Consider the following 19,299-nt stretch of genomic DNA (forward strand, 5'->3'; position numbering starts at 1 on the left):
GATCGGCCGCGGCGGCCGGGCGGTTGGGTGGCCCGGTCGCCGCGCCCGGCCCGGTCGCCGCGGCCGAGGGGTGGGGTGCGCGATCTTCCATCCGCGCACTCGTTCCTCGCGCGCTCCCGCCAGACCCGCCACGATCGCGCACCCCACCCCTCGCCCGCGGCTCGGCGGTCGTCTCACCTTCGCGGCGTCGTCACCGCCCACCGCCGAGCAAGCGCTTCTGCTGGCGAGCAAGCGTGTGCTTGCTGCTTGCTCGACGACGAATCCGCTTGCTCGACGATGCGCACGACCCTCCCCGCCCCGCCCCCGGACGCACCCGCAGGACCAGGACCAGCCCCCGACGACGCGACAGGCGCCCAGCCCCCGTAGGCTGACGTGCATGGATGCCGAGGAACGTCTGGCCGTCTTCATCGACTACGAGAACCTCGCGCTCGGCGCCCGGGAACACCTGGGCGGCATGACCTTCGACTTCGGACCGATCGCTGACGCGCTCGCGGTGCGGGGCCGGGTCGTGGTGCGGCGCGCGTACGCGGACTGGTCGTACTTCGACGAGGACCGCCGTGCGCTGACGCGCCACCAGGTCGAGCTCATCGAGATGCCGCAGCGCATGGGTGCGTCACGCAAGAACGCCGCGGACATCAAGATGGTGGTGGACGCCATCGAGATGGCGTTCGAGCGGGACTACATCTCGACGTTCGTGATGTGCACGGGGGACAGCGACTTCTCGCCCCTCGTGCACAAGCTGCGGGAGCTGAACAAGCGGGTCATCGGGGTGGGCGTGGAGCTGTCGACGTCGCGGCTGCTGCCGCCGGCGTGCGACGAGTTCCTCTTCTACGACCGGCTGGAGGGCGTGGACGTCCCGGAGCCGGGGGAGTCGAAGCCGTCCCGGTCGTCGCGTCCGGCGCGCCGGGCCCGGGGGCGTGGGAAGGCGGCGTCGTCGGACGCCGAGGCCGCCGCCGAGGCGACGGAGCCCGCCGAGGCGCAGGTCGAGGCGACCGCGACCGACGAGGACAAGCCCGCGGCGTCGTCGGCGAAGAGCGGAGCCCGCCGCACGACGCGGAAGGGCGCGAAGACGGCCCCGGAGCCGCAGCCGGAGCCTGCGCCCGCGGAGGAGCCGGACGAGGACGAGCAGGACACCGACGAGAACGACGACGTGACCGAGGGCCCGACGATGGAGGTCCGCGTCGCGCAGACCCTCGGCGACCTGGAGTCCTCGACGAGCGGCGACGTCACGGCGTCGGCCCTCAAGCGGGCGCTGCTGCGCAAGGACCCGACGTTCTCGGAGTCGGAGTACGGGTTCCGGTCGTTCGGGGAGTTCGTGCGGTACCTCGCGGACCGGGGGATCGTCGAGCTGGGCACCGGGCCCGCGACCGGCGACCCGTCGGTCTCGCTGCCCGCGCAGGGTGACACGGCCGAGGCGTTCGCGCTGCTGCGGTCCGTCGTCGCGGAGGACGGCGGCTCGGCGGCGATGTCGGGTCTCAAGGACCAGCTCCGCAAGAAGCGTCCGGCGTTCAGCGAGAAGACGCTGGGCTTCCGGGGGTTCCTGCAGTTCTGCAAGGCGGCGGCGGAGGCGGGCGTCGTGGAGCTGCGCTGGGACGACGACGAGGACGGCTACGTCGTCTCCGCGGCGTGACGGGCGGGCCCCGGCTCAGGGGAGCGGGACGACGGCGTCCTTGAGGGGACGCGACGGGTCGGCGGCGGCGGCGACGTCCACGAGCGGGAGGCCTGCCCGCAGGAGGCGCCGCAGCGCGCCGACCTCGCGGTGCCGGTCGACAACGAGGACCGCGCGCAGCCGCGCCACCCGTCGGCCGTCCCGCACCTGCGGGTCGTCGCCGTCCAGGTAGAGGGCGGCCCAGCCGTCGTCGTGCCCGGGGAGCCCGCGCAGCACGACCTCGTCGTAGGGCGAGGGGATGCCGAAGAGCGCGAGGTCGTGCCCGAGCTGCTGGCTGAACACGTAGGGCGCGTGCCCCGGAGCCGCGGCCGGGGTCGGCTCCGCGACCGGTCCGAGGTCCGCGAGGAGGGCGCGCACCGTGCCCTCCGGGTCGTGCAGCGCGGCGGACCAGTGGCCACCCGGCACGTCGCCGTGCACGGTGCTGTGCCGGGTCACGCAGTCGCCCACCGCGTACACGCGGGGGGCCACCCGCCCGACGGCGTCGCCCGCGAGCGAGCCGCGCGCGTCCATGGGCAGGGTGTCGCGCAGCCAGTCGGTGGCCGGGCGTGCGCCCACCGCGGCGAGGACGACATCGCCGTGCAGCACCGCGCCGGACGCGAGCTCGACGCTCGCGCCGTCCCCACCGTCGTCGGGCCGGATGGCGGTCACGGCCTCGCCCAGCCGCAGCTCGACGCCCGCGTTCGCGTACCAGGGCGCCAGGTGCTGGCCGACGTCGGCCCCGAGCTGCCGCTCGAGGGGCACGTCGAGCGCCTCCACGACGACGACCTCGCAGCCCGCCTTCGTCGCCACGCCCGCGACCTCCGCGCCGATCCAGCCCGCACCCACGGACACGAGCCGCGCCCCGGGCGTGAGCCGCGCGCGCAGGCGGGCGGCGTCGTCCCAGGTGTGCAGGAGCGCCGCGTGGTCCCACCCCGGCGGCACGACGGGTCGCGAGCCCACCGCGAGCACCACGGCCTCCGCGTCCACGGTGCCCGACGTCGTCGTCACGGTCACGCCGCCCGGCCGGACCTCGAGGGAGCGCGCGGGATCGGCGGTGCGGACGTCGTCGGCGAGAGCGTGGACGTCGATGCCCATCTCGTGGACCAGGTCGGCGACGGCGTCGCGCTCGAACAGCTCCTTGGAGAGCGGCGGGCGGTCGTAGGGGTCGCGGCCCTCCGCGCCGAGCAGCGTGACCCTGCCCTCGAAGCCCTGCGCGCGCAGCGCGGCGACGGTCTGAGCGCCCCCGAGGCCACCGCCCACCACGACGACGCTCCGCAGGGATGGCTCGCGATCTGACGTCACCCGACCACCGTAGCCGGGTGCGGGCACCGGTAGGCTCAGAGCTCCACATCCCCCGCGCAACGTACGGAGCACCTGCGTGTCCGAGCACCGTCCCCCGACCGACGAGATCGTCGTGCCGCGTCGTACCAGCGCCGCCGTGTGGCTCGTCGTCGCGGCCGTCGTCGCCGCCACCGTGACGTTCGCCGTGGTCGGTCCGCGCGCCGGCTGCTCCGTCGTGTCCGGGACGCTGTTCGCGCTCGCCGTGGCGCGCGCCGTCGGGCCCGAGCCCGGGCTCCCCGGGATCGCGGTGCGCGGACGGGCGCTCGACGTCGTCGGGTACACGCTGCTCGGCGCCGTCATCGCGGTGCTCGCGTTCACCTCGCCGAGCCTCGTCGCCTGAGGTAGCCGCACCCTGGACGCACGAGAGCCCGGTCGCCGAGCGGCGACCGGGCTCTCGTCTGCTACCGGGTGCGTCAGGCCTGCGGCTTGTCCGTCCCGTCGGTGCCCTTCGGCTCGTCGTCGGCGGCCTCGGCCTTGCCCGACGACGGGTTCGCGGCGTCGGAGAGGCCGGCGACCTCGTCCGTCGCGGCGCGGTCACGCAGCTCGTCGGCCTTGGCGTGGAGGTCGCCCGCGGCGACCTCGAGCTTCTCCTCGGCCTCGGCGACGGCGTCGCCCACCGGGTTCTGCGTGCCCTCGGCCAGCGCCGCGGCGCGACGCGGGGCGGCGAACGCCAGGTAGAAGAGCGCGGCGATGCCGGCGCCGACCAGCGGGGCGACCCAGAACAGCCACAGCTGCCCGGCGACACCCTTGAGCGTGAAGATGTTGCCCGTCGAGAAGATGGCCGACGCGGTCGAGCGGGCCGGGTTGACGGACGCGTTCGTGATCGGGCCCGCGACGATGATCGCGGCGAAGAGCGCGAAGCCGATCGAGATCGGCGCGATCTTCGACGACTTCGCGCGCCGGTCCGTCACGCCGATGATGACGCCGACGAACACGGCGGTCACGACGACCTCGATGAGGAGCGCGTGGGTCAGCGAGAACTCCGCCTGGCCCGACGACAGCGCCGAGAGCGGCGAGTTCTTGCCGTACCCGTTGGCGGTGCCGGCGAACAGTGCGCGGGTGCTGTCGACGCTCAGCGCCTTGACCAGGGTGCTGGGGATGGTCGCGAACAGCAGCGCGGCGGCAGCGGCGCCGCCGATCACCTGGGCGATCCAGTAGGGGACCAGGTCGCGCCACTTGGCACGGCCGGCGATCGCGAGACCGAACGTCACCGCGGGGTTGAAGTGGCCGCCCGAGACGTGACCCACCGCCGCGATGAGCGCCGCGACACCGAGCCCGCCCGCGATCGCGACCGGGAAGACGTAGCTCCCGTTCGAGAAGCGGTTGTAGAGCGCGACGCCGACGATCGCGAGCACGAGACCGAACGTGCCGAACGCCTCTGCTCCGAGCCGCGCGGCGAGCGAGGACTCCGTCCGGGCCGGGGGCGCCGCCTGCGCGGGCACCGGGGCAACTGTCACCTGCGACATGGGATTGACCTGTCCGTTCTGATGGGGCGCAGCGGCAGCCGCCACGCGACGAATGGGCATTCAGCCGTCATCTTGCCACCTGCGATGCCCGTAAACGCGCAGATCTTCCCGTCCGAGCGTGTGTTTCTCCTGGGAACGGCATGCCCTGCCGCGGCTCGCCGCCGAGGGTCGCGCGACGGCGCCCCGCGCCGAAGTCTCTTGACATCAAGTAATCTGGTGCGCGGTGCCCGCGATCGCGGGCCGGCCCGCGCAGTGCGGGCGCCGACGCGCGGCACGAACGACGTCCCGTCACCGGCGCCCGGGCCACGGGCCCCAACAACCAGGCTCATACCCCGGGAGTGACCCGCGCATGGCGAAGATCAAGGTCGAAGGTCCGGTCGTCGAGCTCGACGGCGACGAGATGACCCGCATCATCTGGCAGTTCATCAAGGACCGCCTCATCCACCCCTACCTGGACGTGGACCTCAAGTACTACGACCTGTCGATCCAGAACCGCGACGCCACCGACGACCAGGTCACCATCGACGCCGCGAACGCGATCAAGGAGCACCACGTCGGCGTCAAGTGCGCCACGATCACGCCCGACGAGGCGCGCGTCGAGGAGTTCGGCCTGAAGAAGATGTGGGTCTCGCCGAACGGCACGATCCGCAACATCCTGGGCGGCGTCGTCTTCCGCGAGCCGATCATCATCTCCAACATCCCGCGCCTCGTGCCGGGCTGGAACAAGCCGATCATCATCGGCCGCCACGCCCACGGCGACCAGTACAAGTCCACGAACTTCAAGGTCCCCGGCGCCGGCAAGGTCACCATGACCTTCGAGCCCGCAGACGGCTCCGAGCCGCAGAAGTTCGACGTCGTGACGATGCCCGAGGAGGGCGGCGTCGCGATGGGGATGTACAACTTCAACGAGTCGATCCGCGACTTCGCGCGCGCGTCGTTCGCATACGGGCTGCAGCGCCAGTACCCGGTCTACCTCTCCACGAAGAACACGATCCTCAAGGCCTACGACGGCGCCTTCAAGGACATCTTCGCCGAGGTGTTCGAGGCCGAGTTCAAGGAGCAGTTCGACGCCGCCGGTCTCACCTACGAGCACCGCCTCATCGACGACATGGTCGCCTCGGCCATGAAGTGGGAGGGCGGCTACGTCTGGGCCTGCAAGAACTACGACGGCGACGTCCAGTCCGACACGGTCGCCCAGGGCTTCGGCTCGCTCGGTCTCATGACCTCCGTCCTCATGACCCCGGACGGCAAGACCGTCGAGGCCGAGGCCGCGCACGGCACCGTGACGCGCCACTACCGCCAGCACCAGCAGGGCAAGCCGACGTCGACCAACCCGATCGCCTCGATCTTCGCCTGGACGGGCGGCCTCAAGCACCGCGGCAAGATCGACGGGACCCCCGAGGTCATCGAGTTCGCGGAGACGCTCGAGGACGTCGTCGTCAAGACCGTCGAGTCCGGCAAGATGACCAAGGACCTCGCGCTCCTCGTGGGCCCGGACCAGGAGTGGCAGACGACCGAGGAGTTCCTCGGCACGCTCGACGAGAACCTCAAGGCCCGTCTCGCCTGAGGTCGCTCCGGGCTGAGTCGCGCCCGGTCACCAACGCGGCTCCCGAGGGACGGGCGCGCGGTCTTCCATCCGCGCGCTCGTCCCTCGCGCGTTCCGGTCACCCGCGCCATGACCGCGCGCCGGTCCCGCTCCGCCGACGGCAACGTCACGTCCACCGACGGCGACGTCCCGTCCACCGACGGCGACGTCCCGTTCGCCGACGGTGACGTCCCGTCCACCGACGGTGACGTCCCGTTCGCCGACGGTGACGTCCCGTCCACCGACGGTGACGTCCCGTTCGCCGACGGCGACGTCCCGTTCGCCGACGGTGACGCGGGGTGCGCCGACGGTCGTTGATAGTTCAACCGTTGACACCAAACTCAGGTTCCTCCTAGGGTCGAAACCGGACACATCGTCGAAGCGCTTCGACGAGATGTCCCTCAGAGGTCCGCCGGTCGCGACGGCGGGGACCGGTGCGAGGTTGCGCCGGCAGGCGCCGACGACGGCACCGCCCCCGGCTCGGGCGCCCGGCGCCTGCCGTCGTGGCCGACCACCGTGGGTCGGCCCGGACCGAGGGGAACCATGAGAACCAGGACGACGACACACCGCTGGGCCCTGCGCGGGCTCGTCGGTGCCACCGCGTTCGCGCTCGTCGGGCTCACGCCCGTCGCGGACGCCGCGACCCGCACGCTCGGCACGGCCCAGGAGGGGGCGTCCGCGGACGCCACGCCCTCGCAGGCCGAGCTCGACGCCATGCCGTTCCGCAACCCCGAGCTCTCGCTCGACGTGCGCACCAAGGACCTCCTGTCCCGGCTCACGCCGGACGAGGAGATCTCCCTGCTCCACCAGTTCCCGCTCCCCGTGCCGCGGCTCGGCATCGGGCAGTGGCGCGCCGGCACCGAGGCCGTGCACGGCCTCGCGTGGACCACGTCGCCCGACGACGGCGCCGTCCACACCGCGACCGCGACGACGTTCCCGCAGGCCGTGGGCCTCGCGAGCACCTGGGACACGGACCTCATCCACCAGGTGGGGAGCGTCGTCGGCGACGAGGCGCGCGGCTACAACTCCGAGGACCCGGCGCTGTGGGGCCTCAACCTGTGGGCGCCCGTCGTGAACCTGCTCCGCGACCCGCGTTGGGGCCGCAACGAGGAGGGCTACTCGGAGGACCCGACGCTCACGGGCGCCATCTCGACCGCCTACGGCAAGGGCATGGAGGGCGACGACCCCTTCTACCTCAAGACCGCGCCCACGCTGAAGCACTACCTGGCCTACAACAACGAGACCAACCGCGACACGTCGTCGTCGGTGGTGCCGCCGCGCGTGCTCCACGAGTACGACGAGCAGGCATTCGAGCCGGCCATCAAGAACGACGCCGCGACGGGCGTCATGGCGTCGTACAACCTGATCAACGGCCGCCCGGCGACGGTGGACCCGAGCCTGAACGACGTCGTGCGGTCGTGGACCGACAAGCCGCTGTTCAACGTGTCCGACGCCGCGGCCCCGACGAACCTCACGGGTTCCGAGCAGTACTACGCGACGCAGGCCGAGGCCGACGCGGCGCTCATCAAGGCCGGGCTCGACACCATGACGGTCAACGACAACAACCCCCAGCCCACGATCACCGCCGTCAAGGACGCGCTCGCCCAGGGCCTCCTGACGCAGGCGGACGTCGACAAGGCGGCCTCCGACGCGCTGTCGATCCGCTTCCGGCTCGGCGAGTTCGACCCCGACGGCGGCCCGTACGCGGACATCACGTCGAGCGCGGTCGACACCCCCGCCAACCGGCAGCTCGCGCGCACCACGGCCGACGAGTCGCAGGTGCTCCTCAAGAACGCGAAGCAGACCCTGCCGCTCGACGCGACGAAGACGAAGAAGGTCGCCGTCGTGGGGCCGCTCGCCGACACGCTGTACACGGACTGGTACGGCGGCAAGCAGCCGTACTCCGTGACGCCGCTCGACGGCATCACCGAGCGCCTCGGCAAGGGCGCCGACGTGCGCAGCACCGAGGGCGTGGACCGGATCACGCTGCGCGACGCGACGTCCGGCAAGTACGTGGTCGGGGGAGCGGACGCCAAGGGCGCGAACCTCGCCGCCACGTCCACCACGGCCGGCGCGACCGCCCAGTTCGACGTGTTCGACTGGGGCGACGGCGTGGTCACGCTCCGCAGCGCCGCCAACGGCAAGACCGTCGGCTTCAACTGGTCCGGCTTCGCGAACGACCAGGACCAGCCGAACGGCTGGTACGTCCAGCAGCTCTTCAAGCTCGAGGACCGGCCCGACGGAAACGTGGTCCTGCGGTACGCGGGCTACGAGTCGTCCGAGACCTGGGCGCCGTCGCACACCAACCCCTACGTGACCCTCGACTCGAAGGGCATGCTCGTCCTCGGCGCGGCCACGGCCGACAAGGCGACCGAGTTCTCCCGCGGCGTCGTCACCAGCGGGACGGACGCGGCCGTGCAGGCGGCGAAGGGCGCGGACGCCGCGGTCGTCGTCGTCGGCACCATGCCGTTCATCAACGGGCGCGAGGCCCACGACCGCACCGACCTCAACCTCGCCGAGGGCCAGGAGGCGCTCGTCGAGGCCGTGCGCAGGGCCAACCCGAACACCGTCGTCGTGCTCGAGTCGTCGTACCCGCAGACCATCGGGCAGCTCCAGAAGGACGTGCCCGCCATCCTGTGGACCACGCACGCCGGGCAGGAGACCGGGCACGCCGTCGCCGACGCGCTCTTCGGCGACGTCAACCCCGCCGGCCGGCTCACCCAGACGTGGCCGGCGTCCGAGGACGCGCTGCCCACCGACCTGAACGACTACGACATCGTCACGTCCGGGCAGACCTACCTCTACGACAAGGCCCTCTACACGAAGGCCTCCGCGCCCCTCTACCCGTTCGGGTACGGGCTGTCGTACACGTCGTTCCGGTACTCGAACCTCAAGGTCGCGGACCGCTCCCTGTCCGACGACGGCACCGTCCGCGTGAGCGTCGACGTCACCAACACCGGCAAGCGCGACGGCGACGAGGTCGTCCAGCTGTACACGCACCAGCGCACCTCGCGCGACACCACCGCCGTCCGGCAGCTGCGCGCCTTCGAGCGCGTCCACGTCAAGGCCGGGAAGACGGCGCGCGTCACCCTCAGCGTCCCCGTCCAGGACCTGCGGCACTGGGACGTCACGCGCGACCGCTGGGTCGTCGAGACCAGCGTCTACGACCTGCTCGTCGGGTCGTCGTCGCAGGACGCCCGAGCCACCGGCGTCGTGCACGTCAAGGGCGAGCGCATCCCGGCGCGCGACCTGTCCCGCAGCACGCAGGCCCAGGACTACGACGCGCAGCACGGCACGACGCTCGTCGACACGTCCAAGGTCGCGGGGACCTCGCTCGAGGCGCAGGCCGCCGGGTCGTGGGTCGCGTACCAGGACGCCGACCTCGGGCGCGCGACGACGTTCACCGCGTCCGTCGCCCGAGCCGACGCCGGCACCGCGCACGTGCAGGTGCGGCTCGACTCGCCGACCGGGAAGCTCGTCGGCACCGTCGACGTCGCGAGCACCGGCGACAAGTACGCCTACGCCGACGTGACCGCCGCGCTGCACGCCGCGTCGGGGCGTCACGACGTGTACCTGGTGTTCGACGCGCCCGTGCGGGTGTCGTCGTTCAGCATCGGTCGCTGAGCGTGGCGGGTCGCTGAGCGTCGCGGGTCACTGACGCGGGCTCCGAGGGACGGGGCGCGGATCTTCCATCCGGCGCCTCGTCCCTCGGCGCCTCCCGCCAGGCCCGCGACGATCCGCGCCCCGTCCCTCTCCGCCCGCTCGGCGTCCGTCTCGCCTTCGCCGATGGTGACGCTCCGTTCGCCGATGGTGACGCTCCGTTCGCCGACGGTGACGCTCCGTTCGCCGATGGTGACGCTCCGTTCGCCGATGGTGACGCTCCGTTCGCGCGAACGCGGCGCCCGCACGTCACCGTCGGCGTTGCTGACGGCACCGTCGACGACGGCGGTGGCGTCCCGCCCCCGTAGGCTCGGGGCATGAGCGTGCACCTCGTGGGCGGTGGTTGGTCGGTCGGTGTCGAGACCGACGTGTTCGGGCGGTTCGTCGAGGAGGCCGGGGAGCGGGCCGCCGCCCGCGGCGCCCGGTCGGCGCGCGTCGTCGTCGTGGCGGTGCGGGACGGCGACCAGGACGAGCACGTCGCGAACCTCGCCGCCCGGCTGCGCACGGCCGGGGAGGCCCTGGACGTCGAGGTGACCGTCGCGCCGGCCGCCGTCCAGGAGGGCGAGGCTCTGCCCGCGGACACGGTCGCCGTCGAAGGCGCTCCCGTCGACGGGATCGTCGTCGGGGGAGGGCTGACGCCCGCCTACCTGGACGCCGTCGCGCCGCACGCGGACGCGGTCCGCGCGCACGTCGTCGCCGGCGCTCCCTACCTGGGCTTCTCGGCGGGCGCCATGATCGCCCCCGACCAGGCGCTGATCGGCGGGTGGCGCATCGGCGGGGTGGAGGTCAGCCCCGAGGACGGCTCCGAGGACCTCGACGACGTCACCGTCGTGCCGGGGCTCGGTCTCGTCGACGTCACGGTCGACGTGCACGCCGCCCAGTGGGGCAACCTGTCCCGGCTCGTCGCGGCGGTCGAGTCGGGTCTCCTCGACGGCGGCGTCGCGGTCGACGAGGACACGGTCCTCGTCGTCGGGCAGGGCGGGCTCGTCGTGGGCGGGCGCGGCAACGTCTGGCGCGCCGTCCGGGGCGGCGACGACTCGGGCGGTGTGATCGTCAGCACGCTCGTCGGGTGACGTCTCCGGGTGCCGCGCGCACCCCCGGCTGCCACAGTGGGCTCATGCCCGCGATCTCCCCGAACGCCGCGCCCGTGACCGTCACCGTGACCGGGGCGGCCGGCCAGATCGGCTACGCGCTCCTCTTCCGGATCGCCGCCGGCGAGATGCTCGGCCCGGACACCCCCGTCCGGCTCAAGCTGCTCGAGGTCCCGCAGGCGGTGCGCTCGGCCGAGGGCGTCGCCATGGAGCTCGACGACGGCGCGTTCCCCCTGCTCGCGGGCGTCGACGTGACCACCGACGCCCGGATCGCGTTCGACGGCGCCAACCTCGCGCTCCTCGTGGGTGCCCGTCCGCGGGGGCCGGGCATGGAGCGCAGCGACCTGCTCGAGGCGAACGGCGCGATCTTCGGTCCGCAGGGCGCCGCGATCAACGCGGGCGCGGCCGACGACGTCCGGGTCCTCGTCGTCGGGAACCCCGCGAACACCAACGCCCTGATCACCCGGGCGGCCGCCCCCGACGTCCCGGCCGAGCGCTTCACGGCGATGACCCGGCTCGACCACAACCGCGCGCTCACGCAGGTCGCGAAGCGCGCCGAGGTGCCCGTGTCCCAGGTCCGGCGAGTCACGATCTGGGGCAACCACTCCGCGACCCAGTACCCGGACGTGTTCCACGCGACCGTCGACGACCGCCCCGCCCCCGACGTGCTCGAGGTCCCCGAGGACGGCGCCGGCTGGCTCACCGACACCTTCGTGCCGACCGTCGCCCAGCGCGGCGCCGCCGTCATCGAGGTGCGGGGCGGGTCGTCCGTGGCGTCGGCGGCGAACGCCGCCCTCGAGCACGTGCGTGACTGGGTGCGCGGCACCCCCGTCGGCGACTGGACGAGCGCGGGCCTCGTCTCGCAGGGCGAGTACGGCGTCCCCGAGGGCCTGGTCTGCTCGTTCCCCGTGATCTCCGACGGCGCCCCGGCGCTCGGCCCGGACGCCGCGCGCTGGCACGTCGTCGAGGGGCTGGAGCTGTCCGAGCTCTCGCGCGCCCGGATCGACGCGTCGGTCGCGGAGCTCGAGGCGGAACGCGAGGCCGTGCGGGCCCTCGGGCTCGTGTGACCGCACCCGTGCGACGGCGGCCGGGCTGGCTCAGGCGCCGTGGCGCCGGCCCCACGTGCGCAGCGCGCGCAGCAGGTCGAGCTCACGGAACGCGGGCCAGTACACGTCGCAGAACTCGAGGTCGGCGTTGGCGCTGCGCCACGGGAAGAAGCCCGAGAGCCGCTGCTCGCCGCTGGTCCGGATGACGAGGTCGATGTCGTCGCGCGGCGAGGCGATGTGCTCGTCGATCGACTCGGCGCTGACGAGGTCCGCGGCGGCGAGCGCGCCGAGCCCGTGGTCGGCGGCGTCGTCGAGCACGCAGCGGATCGCCTCGACGATCTCCCGGTACGGGTCGTAGCCGACGGCGAGCGTGAGGCGCAGCGGGCGCCCGCGCGTCGTGTCGGCGGCGGCCTTGAGGGCGCGGGTGACGTCGTCGGGCAGGAGGTCCGGGGTGCCCGACACCTCCAGGGCCCACTGCCCGCCGGGGCGTGAGACCCGCTCCGGGATGGTGGTGCGCAGCAGCTCGAGGAGGAAGGCGACCTCGTCGTCCGAGCGCTTCGCGAGGTTGTCCGCCGACAGCACGTAGACGCTCGCGGCCTTCACGCCCGCGTCGGCGCACCACCCGAGGACGTCGTCGAGGTGGTCGGCGCCCGCCCGGTGCCCGAACCGGGCGTCGGTGACCCCGACGCTGCGGGCCCAGCGGCGGTTGCCGTCCATGATGATGCCGACGTGCCGCGGCACCGGGCGACGCGCGACCTCGCGGCGTAGCCGGCCGACCAGCACCCGCTCGACCAGGGCACGGACAGGCGCGCGCAGGGCGGCGGGGAAGGGCGTGGAGGGCACGTCTCAGGATACGGCGCGCGCCTGTGCGGCCCGGCCGCGCGAGCCCCCGAGCGGCCCCGACAGTCGTGTCGGAAACTCGCGAGTACCTGTCGGTGTCAGCCTGCATGATGGAGGCATGGTCCCCGACACCGAGAGCTGCGCCCGAGCCGTCGCGAGCCGCGACGCGCGCTTCGACGGCCAGTTCTTCACGGCCGTCCGCACCACGCGCATCTACTGCCGGCCGAGCTGCCCGGCACCCACGCCGCACGCCGAGAACATGACCTTCTACGCGACCGCTGCCGCCGCCCAGCGCGCCGGCTACCGCGCGTGCAAGCGCTGCCGCCCCGACACCACGCCCGGCTCGCCCGAGTGGGACGTGCGGGCCGACGTCGTCGGCCGTGCGATGCGCCTCATCGGCGACGGCGTCGTGGACCGCGAGGGCGTGCCCGGCCTCGCGCACCGCCTCGGCTACTCCGAGCGGCAGATCCAGCGGCACCTCGCCGCCGAGCTCGGCGCGGGTCCGCTCCAGCTCGCCCGCGCGCAGCGCGCCCAGACCGCGCGCGTGCTCGCCGAGGGCACCAGCCTCCCGCTCGCCGACGTCGCGTTCGCCGCCGGGTTCGGCAGCCTCCGCACCTTCAACGAGACTGTCCAGGAGGTCTACGCCCTCACCCCGGGCGACCTGCGCCGTCGGGCGCAGGAGGGCATCCGCCGCGGCCGCGCCGTCGTGCCCGACGACGTCGCTCGCCCCGCGCGCCCGGCCCGCCCGGGAGCGGGGGAACCGGAGGAGCCGGTGGCCGGCGCCCCGGAGGGCGACACCGTCTGGACCACGCTGACCGTCCGCCTGCCGTACCGCCGCCCGCTCACCCCCGACAACCTCTTCGGGCACCTCGTCGCGACCGCGGTCCCGGGCGTCGAGGAGTGGCGGGACGGCGCGTACCGGTCGACGGTCGCGCTCCCGCACGGCCCGGGGATCGTGGCGCTCGCGCCGCGCGACGGGCACGTCGAGGCACGCCTCCACCTGGCCGACCTGCGCGACCTCGCGGCCGCGATCGGGCGGTGCCGCCGGGCCCTCGACCTCGACGCCGACCCCGAGGCCGTCGACGCGGCGCTCGCGGCCGACCCCGTGCTGGCGCCGCTCGTGGCGGCCGCGCCCGGCCGCCGCGTTCCCCGCACGCTCGACCCGGAGGCGTTCGCGCTGCGGGCCGTCCTCGGGCAGCAGGTCTCGACGGCCGCCGCCCGGACGCACGCCGCGCGGCTCGTCCGCGCGCTGGGCGACCGCATCACCGACCCCGAGGGCGGCCTCACGCACGTCTTCCCTGCGGCGGAGCGACTCGTCGCGGCGGCGGAGGATGCGTCCGAGACCGTGTCGCTCGCGCTCGCCGCGGCGCTCGCGATGCCCGCGTCCCGGCGCGACACCCTGCTCGCGGTTGCCCGGCTCCTCGCGTCGGGCGAGCTCGACCTCGGCGCCGGCGCGGACTGGGACCGGGCGCGCGCCCGGCTCGGGGAGGTCCGGGGGATCGGCCCGTGGACCGTCGAGACCGTCGCGATGCGCGCGCTCGGCGACCCGGACGCGTTCGTCCCGGGGGACCTGGGGGTGCGCGGCGCGGCCGGAGCTCTCGGCCTCCCGACGTCGCCCGCCGCGCTCACCGCCCGCGCCGAGGTCTGGCGGCCCTGGCGCGCCTACGCCGTCCAGCACCTGTGGGCGACCGGGGACCACGCGGTCAACCGGATGCCCACCGACCACGCACCCATCGAGGAAGGGGACGCAGCATGAGCGCCCGCACCACGACCACGACCACCACCACCACCGTGCACACCGTCGTCGACAGCCCGCTCGGCCCGCTCACGCTCGTGGCCGACGACGGCCGTCTCGCCGCGCTCTACATGACGGCGCAGCGGCACCTTCCGCCGGACGCCCGCCTCGGGCAGACCGTGCCCGCGGACGACCCCGTCTTCGCGGACGCCGTCCGCGAGCTGGGGGAGTACTTCGCGGGCGAGCGCACGTCGTTCGACCTCGACCTCGCCCCCCGCGGCTCCGACTTCCAGCGTGCCGTGTGGCTCCGGCTGCGGGAGATCCCGTTCGGCGTCACGACGACGTACGGCACGATCGCGGCCGACCTCGGGCTCGCGCCCAGTGCTTCGCGCGCCGTCGGTGCGGCCGTCGGGCGCAACCCGCTGGGCGTCGTCGTGCCGTGCCACCGCGTGGTCGGCGCGAGCGGCGCGCTCACCGGCTATGCCGGAGGCCTCGACCGCAAGGTGTGGCTGCTCGAGCACGAGGGCGTCCTGGTCTGATCCCGCCCGCCGGGCCGGCGGCGAACGCCGGCCCGGCGTCACGCGCGCAGGTAGCGCACGTACTGGCCCGGCGTGATCCCGAGGCTTCGGCGGAACTGCCGGTGGAGATGGCTCTGGTCGGCGAATCCGGTGGCCGCGGCCGCCTCGGCGATCGTGCTTCCCGACTCGAGGAGCCGCCGCGCAGCCCGCACCCGGAACGCCAGGTGGAAGGCGTGCGGCGGCATCCCGGTCCGCTCCCGGAACAGCCGGAGGAGCCGGAACGTGTCGAGGCCCGCCGCAGCCGCGAGCTCGGCGAGGCCGACGTTCCGGTCCGGGCTGGCCCCGAGGTAAGCGAGAGCGTCGCGCAGGGCCCGGTCGTCCCGGGGCGCCCGGGGTGTGGGCGGGCGGCGCGGGGACTGCCGGGTGACCAGCGCCCGCAGCCACGACGCGAGCAGCTCGTCCCGTTCGAGCCGGGTGACGGCCCCGTCGCGACCCGGCCGCAGGGCGTCGTGCAGCCGGCGGAACCCGGCGGCGAGCCCGGGGTCGGTGACCACCGGCTCGCGGAACCCGGCGCGCGCGGTGGGGGCGTGGTCGTCGCCCACGAGGTCCGCGAGGTCGCCCGCCTCCACGACGAGCACCCGCGAGGACCACGCGCTCCCCGTGGCGGGGCCGCCGCTGTGGGCGGCCGACGGGTCCCAGGCGACGAGCTGGCCCGGCTCGACGAGCCGCCGGTCGCGCCCCCTGCGGGCCCGCATCGGCGACCCGGACACCAGCCCGACGACGTACTCGCCGCGCGGCTCGACCGCGTACCCCGTGCTGGGACCGGCCATCAGCAGCACGCGGGGCTCGTCCGCAGGGCGCCACATCCGGACGCGCTCGTCCGCCACCCGGCCATCGTAGGTGTCAAGAACGTCCAAGACCGGGGCCGTCGCGGCGACCTAGCCTCGCGCCATGACCGACTCCCGCACCACCTTCACGGCGCACCTCGTCGTCCGGGGCGCCGACCGCGCGGCGACGTTCTACGCCGACGCGTTCGGCGCGACCGAGCTCGACCGCATCCCCACCCCGGACGGGCGGCTCATGTCCGTCCGGCTCCGCGTCGGCGACGCGGTGGTCCACGTCGCGGACGAGTTCCCCGAGCTGGGGGTGCTCGCCCCGCCGTCGGTGGGCGGCACGCCCGTCGTCCTCGCGCTCGAGGTGCCCGACGCCGCCGCGGTGCTCGCGCAGGCCGTCGCTGCCGGGGCGACGGTCCTCCAGCCGGTGGGGGACACGTTCTGGGGCGACCTCCACGGCCAGGTCGAAGACCCGTTCGGGCACCGGTGGAACGTCAGCCAGCACGTGCGGGACGTGCCGCACGACGAGGTCGTCGCGGCGGCCGCCGCGATGTTCGCGGGCCTCCCGGCGGCCGGCTCCGAGGTGGTCTAGCGTGGCCCGATGACCTCGTTCGTCGCCCACACCGCCGTCGACTGCCGGGACGCCTACGCGCTCTCGGCGTGGTGGAAGCAGGTGCTCGGGTACGTCGACCTCGAGGACGACCCCAACCTGCCGGGCCACGAGGAGTGCATGATCCGCGACCCGGAGACGGGGCACCGGCTGCTGTTCATCGAGGTGCCCGAGGCCAAGGCGACCAAGAACCGGCTGCACCTCGACCTCCGGCCGCGCGCGGGCTCGCGCGACGACGAGGTAGAGCGCGTGGTCGGCCTGGGGGCGGTCGTCGTCGCGGACCGCCGCGGGATCCACGGGCCGGGGACGGGCTGGGTCGTCCTGGCCGACCCGGAGGGCAACGAGTTCTGCGTCCTCCGGAGCGAGGCCGAGCCGGCGGACGCCTGATGCGCGTAGCGGTCCGGGTGCGCCCGGGCGCGTCCCGCACGCGCGTCGGCGGTGGCTACGGCGACGACGCGCGGCTCGTCGTCGCGGTGGGGGCCCGGGCGGTCGACGGCAAGGCGACGAGGGCGACGCTCGACGCGGTCGCCGACGCGCGGGGCGTCCGCCCGCGGGCGGTGACCCTGCTCTCAGGCGCGACGTCGCGCGACAAGGTGCTCGTCGTCGACCCGGTCTCCGCCGGCGTCGACGACGCGGAGCTCGCAGCGCGCCTGCGCGCCCTGCTCGTCGACCCGTCGTGAGGTAGCGCCTTTCGCCCGAGGTAGCGCGGACTCCGTGCTACCTCGGGCGAAGAGCGCTACCTCGCGCGACGGCGTCAGCGGTGGCGAGGGACGAACGAGGTCGAGCACGTCCAGGTGTGCGAGCCCTTGGTCGCCGTGACCGTGACGGGCACGCGGCGACCGACGGTCGCCCCGGAGATCCGGTAGGTGACGGAGGCCTTGCCCGCGCTCGACGCCGTCGTCTTCTTGGTGTTCGTCGTCGTCTTGTACTTCGCCTTCACCGTGACCTTGGCCTTCGCGCCGACGTGCGAGATGCGCGCGGTCGTCGACGAGTACTGCTGAGGCCGCGTGCTCGACATCGTGACGGTGCAGTGCGAGCGCACCGTGGTCGCGGCGGACGCCGGTGCGACGGTGGTCCCGACGGCGGCCGCAGGTCCGAGGAGCGCGGCGGCGAGGGCGAGGGCGGTGAGACGGCGAGAACGCATGGCGAGCTCCGGGTCGGGCGGGACGAGAACACAGGCAGGACGAGGCTAGACCCGTGCGTCGGCGGACGAACCGGGAGGATCGCCCGCCGAAGGACGCTCCGGACGGATGAAAGCCCGCAGCGCTACCTCAGGGGCCGTCAGCGGAAGACGACGGTCCTCAGCCCGTCGAGCAGCACCCGGTGCTCGGCGTGCCACCGGACGGCGCGCGCGAGCGTGCGGCGCTCGACGTCCTGGCCGAGGGCGACGAGCTCGGCCGGGTTGCGCGTGTGGTCCACGCGCTCGACCTCCTGCTCGATGATCGGGCCCTCGTCGAGGTCGCCGGTGACGTAGTGCGACGTGGCGCCGATGAGCTTGACGCCGCGCTCGAACGCCTGGTGGTAGGGGCGTGCGCCCTTGAAGCTCGGCAGGAACGAGTGGTGGATGTTGATCACGCGCCCGGCGAGGCGTGCGCAGAGCTCGTCGGAGAGGATCTGCATGTACCGGGCGAGGACGACGAGTTCGGCGCCGGTGCTCTCGACGATCCGCAGGAGCTCGGCCTCGGCCTCGGGCTTGGTGTCGCGCGTGACGGGCACGTGGTGGAACGGGACGCCGTAGAACGTCGCGAGCTCGGCGAGGTCGGGGTGGTTCCCGACGACGGCGACGACGTCGACCGGCAGCCCGCCGGCGCGCTGCCGGAACAGCAGGTCGTTGAGGCAGTGCGCCTCCTTGCTGACCATGATCACGGTGGGGACGGCGCGACCGACGCGGTCGAGCTCCCACGTCATCCCGAACTCGTCGGCCGCGGGGGCCAGCGCGGCCTCGAGGGCGGCCGCGGCGTCGTCGGCGGCGGGGAGCGCGACCTGGACCCGCATGTAGAACCGGCCGGTCACGGGCGAGCCGAACTGCTGGGACTCGGTGATGTTCCCGCCGAGCCCGGCGAGGACGCCGGAGACGGCGTGCACGATGCCGGGGCGGTCGGGGCACGAGAGGGTCAGCACCCACTCGGGCGTGGTGGCCGGGGCTGCGGGATCGGGCGGGAGTTGCACCCGCTCAGGTTACGCGCGAGGGCCCTCTTCTCTGCGACGATAGGACCATGAGCGAGACGCAGATCCGGATCGACCTCGTCGACGACGCGAGCGCCGGCGAGCTGCTCACGTTGCGGCGCGCGGCCTTCGTCACGGAGGCCCAGGTGTACGGCGACCCGAACATCCCGCCCCTCACGCAGACCCTCCACGAGCTCCGCGAGGACCTGGCGCGCGACGACGTCACGACGATCGGCGCGTGGGACGGGCACCGGCTCGTGGGCTCGGTGCGGGTCGAGATCGAGGGCCAGAAGGCCACGCTCGGCCGCCTCGCGGTCGCCCCCGACCAGCAGGGCCACGGCATCGGTACGCAGCTCATGTGGGCCGTGCTGCCGTACCTGCCGGACGAGACCAAGGAGATCTGGGTCTTCACGGGCAAGGACTCGCTGCAGAACCTCGCGATGTACCAGCGCCAGGGCTACGAGGAGCAGTACGACCGGTCCGCGGGCGACCTCACGTTCACCTACCTGCGCCGCATCCTCGGCGAGGCCGAGGCCCGCTCCGCCGGCTGAGGCCTGCGCCGCGCGCGCACTTCGCGGCGCTCACCGGCCCCGCGCACGACGACGCCCCTCGTCCGACCCGTGAGGGTGGGACGAGGGGCGCCGTCGTGTCCGGGGGCCCCCCCCCCGCAGGGGGGGGGCCCCCGCGCGGGGAATTGGGGCCCCGCGTTTCGGGGATGGGGATGGGGGTGGTCTACATGACGGGGTCGTGGTGCCCGGCC

19 protein-coding genes are annotated in these 19,299 nt (G+C 74.0%); 13 read left to right on the forward strand and 6 right to left on the reverse strand.

Annotation, left to right across the window (positions count from 1 at the left end; genetic code table 11):
• The first annotated feature begins 376 nt into the window (after positions 1 to 376).
• Positions 377 to 1,630: an NYN domain-containing protein gene (locus tag ACFT5B_RS18660; protein WP_386800682.1), complete on the forward strand. Its 1,254-nt coding sequence runs from the start codon at positions 377 to 379 to the stop codon at positions 1,628 to 1,630.
• Positions 1,631 to 1,645: 15 nt separating this feature from the next.
• Here ACFT5B_RS18660 and ACFT5B_RS18665 read toward each other — a convergent pair whose 3' ends face one another.
• On the reverse strand, positions 1,646 to 2,950 hold the full coding sequence (locus ACFT5B_RS18665; protein ID WP_386800683.1) for an NAD(P)/FAD-dependent oxidoreductase: 1,305 nt from the start codon (positions 2,948 to 2,950) through the stop codon (positions 1,646 to 1,648).
• A gap of 76 nt (positions 2,951 to 3,026) precedes the next feature.
• Here ACFT5B_RS18665 and ACFT5B_RS18670 point away from each other — a divergent pair, with 76 nt between their 5' ends.
• Complete coding sequence (locus tag ACFT5B_RS18670) at positions 3,027 to 3,329, forward strand: DUF3017 domain-containing protein (RefSeq protein ID WP_386800684.1); 303 nt, start codon at positions 3,027 to 3,029, stop codon at positions 3,327 to 3,329.
• Positions 3,330 to 3,402: 73 nt separating this feature from the next.
• Here the strand turns inward: ACFT5B_RS18670 and ACFT5B_RS18675 are convergent, their stop codons facing one another.
• Positions 3,403 to 4,446, reverse strand: a complete 1,044-nt coding sequence (locus ACFT5B_RS18675) for an MIP/aquaporin family protein (protein WP_386800685.1) — start codon at positions 4,444 to 4,446, stop codon at positions 3,403 to 3,405.
• Between the two features lie 358 nt (positions 4,447 to 4,804).
• On the opposite strand from ACFT5B_RS18675, the gene ACFT5B_RS18680 reads away from it, so the two are divergent.
• From ACFT5B_RS18680 to ACFT5B_RS18700, 5 genes are all read left to right on the forward strand, one after another.
• The gene (locus tag ACFT5B_RS18680) at positions 4,805 to 6,022 is read left to right on the forward strand and encodes an NADP-dependent isocitrate dehydrogenase (RefSeq protein WP_386800686.1); all 1,218 of its coding nucleotides are present in this window, start codon (positions 4,805 to 4,807) and stop codon (positions 6,020 to 6,022) included.
• A 108-nt stretch (positions 6,023 to 6,130) separates the two neighbouring features.
• Positions 6,131 to 6,358 carry a hypothetical protein gene (locus ACFT5B_RS18685; protein WP_386800687.1) on the forward strand — a complete coding sequence of 76 codons (228 nt, stop codon included), beginning with the start codon at positions 6,131 to 6,133 and terminating at the stop codon, positions 6,356 to 6,358.
• Between the two features lie 225 nt (positions 6,359 to 6,583).
• Positions 6,584 to 9,664: a glycoside hydrolase family 3 C-terminal domain-containing protein gene (locus tag ACFT5B_RS18690; RefSeq protein WP_386800688.1), complete on the forward strand. Its 3,081-nt coding sequence runs from the start codon at positions 6,584 to 6,586 to the stop codon at positions 9,662 to 9,664.
• A 353-nt stretch (positions 9,665 to 10,017) separates the two neighbouring features.
• Positions 10,018 to 10,773, forward strand: a complete 756-nt coding sequence (locus ACFT5B_RS18695; protein ID WP_386800689.1) for a Type 1 glutamine amidotransferase-like domain-containing protein — start codon at positions 10,018 to 10,020, stop codon at positions 10,771 to 10,773.
• A 44-nt stretch (positions 10,774 to 10,817) separates the two neighbouring features.
• Complete coding sequence (locus ACFT5B_RS18700; protein WP_386800690.1) at positions 10,818 to 11,858, forward strand: malate dehydrogenase; 1,041 nt, start codon at positions 10,818 to 10,820, stop codon at positions 11,856 to 11,858.
• Between the two features lie 30 nt (positions 11,859 to 11,888).
• On the opposite strand, the gene uppS is transcribed toward ACFT5B_RS18700, so the two are convergent.
• Positions 11,889 to 12,680: a polyprenyl diphosphate synthase gene (gene uppS, locus ACFT5B_RS18705; RefSeq protein WP_386800691.1), complete on the reverse strand. Its 792-nt coding sequence runs from the start codon at positions 12,678 to 12,680 to the stop codon at positions 11,889 to 11,891.
• Between the two features lie 115 nt (positions 12,681 to 12,795).
• Here uppS and ACFT5B_RS18710 point away from each other — a divergent pair, with 115 nt between their 5' ends.
• Both ACFT5B_RS18710 and ACFT5B_RS18715 read left to right on the forward strand, forming a co-directional pair.
• On the forward strand, positions 12,796 to 14,433 hold the full coding sequence (locus tag ACFT5B_RS18710) for an AlkA N-terminal domain-containing protein (protein WP_386800692.1): 1,638 nt from the start codon (positions 12,796 to 12,798) through the stop codon (positions 14,431 to 14,433).
• Positions 14,430 to 14,951 carry a methylated-DNA--[protein]-cysteine S-methyltransferase gene (locus ACFT5B_RS18715; protein ID WP_386800693.1) on the forward strand — a complete coding sequence of 174 codons (522 nt, stop codon included), beginning with the start codon at positions 14,430 to 14,432 and terminating at the stop codon, positions 14,949 to 14,951. The genes ACFT5B_RS18710 and ACFT5B_RS18715 overlap by 4 nt, the downstream gene beginning before the upstream one ends.
• Positions 14,952 to 14,989: 38 nt before the next feature.
• On the opposite strand, the gene ACFT5B_RS18720 is transcribed toward ACFT5B_RS18715, so the two are convergent.
• Positions 14,990 to 15,817 carry a helix-turn-helix domain-containing protein gene (locus ACFT5B_RS18720; RefSeq protein WP_386800694.1) on the reverse strand — a complete coding sequence of 276 codons (828 nt, stop codon included), beginning with the start codon at positions 15,815 to 15,817 and terminating at the stop codon, positions 14,990 to 14,992.
• A gap of 64 nt (positions 15,818 to 15,881) precedes the next feature.
• On the opposite strand from ACFT5B_RS18720, the gene ACFT5B_RS18725 reads away from it, so the two are divergent.
• The 3 genes from ACFT5B_RS18725 to ACFT5B_RS18735 are packed head-to-tail and all read left to right on the forward strand — an operon-like array spanning position 15,882 to position 17,053.
• Positions 15,882 to 16,355 carry a VOC family protein gene (locus ACFT5B_RS18725; RefSeq protein ID WP_386800695.1) on the forward strand — a complete coding sequence of 158 codons (474 nt, stop codon included), beginning with the start codon at positions 15,882 to 15,884 and terminating at the stop codon, positions 16,353 to 16,355.
• 9 nt (positions 16,356 to 16,364) lie between these two features.
• Positions 16,365 to 16,760, forward strand: coding sequence for a VOC family protein (locus ACFT5B_RS18730; RefSeq protein WP_386800696.1), 396 nt, complete (start codon positions 16,365 to 16,367; stop codon positions 16,758 to 16,760).
• A complete protein-coding gene (locus ACFT5B_RS18735) occupies positions 16,760 to 17,053 on the forward strand; it encodes a DUF167 domain-containing protein (protein ID WP_386800697.1) in 294 nt (97 codons plus the stop codon). The genes ACFT5B_RS18730 and ACFT5B_RS18735 overlap by 1 nt, the downstream gene beginning before the upstream one ends.
• 74 nt (positions 17,054 to 17,127) lie before the next feature.
• Here ACFT5B_RS18735 and ACFT5B_RS18740 read toward each other — a convergent pair whose 3' ends face one another.
• Positions 17,128 to 17,517, reverse strand: coding sequence for a hypothetical protein (locus ACFT5B_RS18740; protein WP_386800698.1), 390 nt, complete (start codon positions 17,515 to 17,517; stop codon positions 17,128 to 17,130).
• Between the two features lie 137 nt (positions 17,518 to 17,654).
• Positions 17,655 to 18,542 carry a formyltetrahydrofolate deformylase gene (gene purU, locus ACFT5B_RS18745; RefSeq protein WP_386800699.1) on the reverse strand — a complete coding sequence of 296 codons (888 nt, stop codon included), beginning with the start codon at positions 18,540 to 18,542 and terminating at the stop codon, positions 17,655 to 17,657.
• Between the two features lie 47 nt (positions 18,543 to 18,589).
• On the opposite strand from purU, the gene ACFT5B_RS18750 reads away from it, so the two are divergent.
• Positions 18,590 to 19,090 (forward strand): GNAT family N-acetyltransferase, encoded by a 501-nt coding sequence (locus ACFT5B_RS18750; RefSeq protein WP_386800700.1) that lies wholly within the window; start codon positions 18,590 to 18,592, stop codon positions 19,088 to 19,090.
• The last annotated feature ends 209 nt before the right edge of the window (positions 19,091 to 19,299 follow it).

It is taken from the genome of Luteimicrobium sp. NPDC057192 (genome assembly GCF_042670205.1).
GTDB lineage: Bacteria > Actinomycetota > Actinomycetes > Actinomycetales > Cellulomonadaceae > Luteimicrobium.

Bases quoted from the DNA above. Each gene is read 5' to 3' on its own strand.
- ACFT5B_RS18660 (WP_386800682.1), top strand. From the start codon at position 377: ATGGATGCCGAGGAACGTCTGGCCGTCTTCATCGACTACGAGAACCTC.
- ACFT5B_RS18680 (WP_386800686.1), top strand. From the start codon at position 4,805: ATGGCGAAGATCAAGGTCGAAGGTCCGGTCGTCGAGCTCGACGGCGAC.
- ACFT5B_RS18685 (WP_386800687.1), top strand. From the start codon at position 6,131: ATGACCGCGCGCCGGTCCCGCTCCGCCGACGGCAACGTCACGTCCACC.
- ACFT5B_RS18690 (WP_386800688.1), top strand. From the start codon at position 6,584: ATGAGAACCAGGACGACGACACACCGCTGGGCCCTGCGCGGGCTCGTC.
- ACFT5B_RS18695 (WP_386800689.1), top strand. From the start codon at position 10,018: ATGAGCGTGCACCTCGTGGGCGGTGGTTGGTCGGTCGGTGTCGAGACC.
- ACFT5B_RS18700 (WP_386800690.1), top strand. From the start codon at position 10,818: ATGCCCGCGATCTCCCCGAACGCCGCGCCCGTGACCGTCACCGTGACC.
- ACFT5B_RS18710 (WP_386800692.1), top strand. From the start codon at position 12,796: ATGGTCCCCGACACCGAGAGCTGCGCCCGAGCCGTCGCGAGCCGCGAC.
- ACFT5B_RS18715 (WP_386800693.1), top strand. From the start codon at position 14,430: ATGAGCGCCCGCACCACGACCACGACCACCACCACCACCGTGCACACC.
- ACFT5B_RS18725 (WP_386800695.1), top strand. From the start codon at position 15,882: ATGACCGACTCCCGCACCACCTTCACGGCGCACCTCGTCGTCCGGGGC.
- ACFT5B_RS18730 (WP_386800696.1), top strand. From the start codon at position 16,365: ATGACCTCGTTCGTCGCCCACACCGCCGTCGACTGCCGGGACGCCTAC.
- ACFT5B_RS18735 (WP_386800697.1), top strand. From the start codon at position 16,760: ATGCGCGTAGCGGTCCGGGTGCGCCCGGGCGCGTCCCGCACGCGCGTC.
- ACFT5B_RS18740 (WP_386800698.1), bottom strand. From the start codon at position 17,517: ATGCGTTCTCGCCGTCTCACCGCCCTCGCCCTCGCCGCCGCGCTCCTC.
- ACFT5B_RS18750 (WP_386800700.1), top strand. From the start codon at position 18,590: ATGAGCGAGACGCAGATCCGGATCGACCTCGTCGACGACGCGAGCGCC.